This is a genomic window from Nakamurella sp. (genome assembly GCF_048594475.1).
In the GTDB taxonomy this organism is placed as follows: Bacteria; Actinomycetota; Actinomycetes; order Mycobacteriales; family Nakamurellaceae; genus Nakamurella.
Genome location: NZ_JBMDXT010000575.1, coordinates 1 through 1,645, shown reverse-complemented (window position 1 = coordinate 1,645; position 1,645 = coordinate 1). Strand labels below are relative to the sequence as shown.

The window sequence follows — 1,645 nt, the reverse complement described above, 5'->3', positions numbered from 1 at the left end:
GATGCCTTGCCGACGAACCTCGACGAGCTGGCCCGCCGGCTGTTCGACCCGCTGTCCGCCCGGCTCAAGTCCGAGCTGTGGCTGGACCGGGAACGGGCCGGCATGGTCACCGATCTGCGCCGCTAGGCCGGCCCACCCGGCACCCGACCCACCGTGAGGAGGAAAACCGATGGCTGAGTTCAAAGATCCCGCCGTCAGCGTCTGTTTCAAGGTCAAGATCGACGAGTTCCCGCTCGGCCTGTTCAACAGTTGCGAGGGGCTGGGCTGCGAGATCGTCATCGAGCAGCGGGAGGAGGGCGGCAACAACGCCATGATCTGGCAGCTGCCCACCCGGATGAAGTTCACCAACGTCAAGCTGACCCGCCCCATCGGTGAGGACAGCAAGCACCTGACCACCTGGTTCGCCAGCATGATGAGCGGCGTCAAGCCGACCACCATGGTGATCACGGCGATGACCGCCGACGACACCGTCGTCGCCGAATGGTCCCTGGCCGGGGTCATTCCCGTGCGCTGGACCGGCCCGAGCCTGAACGTCGATTCGGCCAAGGTGGCCACCGAGACCCTCGAGATCGCGCACCACGGCATCCTGCCCGGCGGTGCGTGATGGGGTCCTCGCTCACCGGCGCCGGGGGCAAGCCGACGCCGCCCGCGCCGACCGGGGACCGCACCCCGCAGAAGGTCGAGAAGGCCAAGCTGACGATGTACGACTCGTCCCCGGCCACCGGCGGGCGCAAGCTCGACGGGGAGATCGGCACGATCGAGTTCCAGTTCAACCCCAAGGAACTCACCATCGCCAAGAAGGCGAAGTGGGAGAGCAAGGCCACCAACGGGGCCAAGGCCGCGCCGCCGCCGGAGTTCAAGGGTCCCGAGCCCGGGCAGCTGTCGCTGGAGATGTTCTTCGACGCCACCGCCAAGCACGACGGGTCGGTGGTCGAGGCGGTGGACAAGTTGTTCGCCTGCACCACCCCGACCGAGAAGTCGCACGCCAGCAAGAAACCCACCCCGCCGCTGGTCGTCTTCCAGTGGGGCGCGATCAAGAGTTTCCCCGCCTACGTCACCCAGGTCAGCGCGAAGTACACCCTGTTCACCCCGGAGGGCACGCCGATCCGGGCGGTCTGCACCGTCACCCTGCAGGAGATGCCGCAGGAGAAGGGCAAGCAGAACCCGACGTCGGGATCCATTGCCGCCCGGGCCCTGCACACCGTCGTCACCGGGGACACCTTGGCGTCCATCGCCTATCGCGAGTACGGCGACCCGCAGCTGTGGCGGCCGCTGGCTCGCTTCAACCGGGTGGACGACCCGGCCCGGCTGGCCCTGGGCAGCGCGTTGATGCTGCCGTCGGTGGCCGAACTCCTCGAGCCGGCGGTGACCTAGATGGCGCCCATCTCGTCCAGCTTCCTGGTCGACATCGACGGCGCGGAGCTGGCCGCCGATGCCCGGGCGCTGCTGGTCTCGGCGATCGTCGACGACAGCCTGCGGCTGCCGGACTTCTTCCTGCTCCGCTTCCGCGACCCGGACCGCCTGGTCATCAGCAAGTCCGGCGCGAAGATCGGCTCCAAGGTGAAGGTCTCGGTGGCCAGCGACGCGACGCCGAGCCCGGTCCAGCTGATCCAGGGGGAGATCACTGCGCTGGAGGCCGAGTACG

Annotated in this window: 2 protein-coding genes and 1 pseudogene; all 3 read left to right on the top strand. The window is 68.3% G+C overall.

Translation table 11 applies throughout. The annotated features are described in order from the left end of the window. Window positions 1–169 precede the first annotated feature (169 nt). On the top strand, window positions 170–604 hold the full coding sequence (locus ACOJUF_RS25710; RefSeq protein WP_420124647.1) for a phage tail protein: 435 nt from the start codon (window positions 170–172) through the stop codon (window positions 602–604). After that, a complete protein-coding gene (locus tag ACOJUF_RS25705) occupies window positions 604–1,374 on the top strand; it encodes a CIS tube protein (RefSeq protein ID WP_420124646.1) in 771 nt (256 codons plus the stop codon). Before ACOJUF_RS25710 ends, ACOJUF_RS25705 begins: the two co-directional genes overlap by 1 nt. Further along, window positions 1,375–1,645 (top strand): annotated as a pseudogene (locus ACOJUF_RS25700) (type IV secretion protein Rhs); the annotation flags it as partial.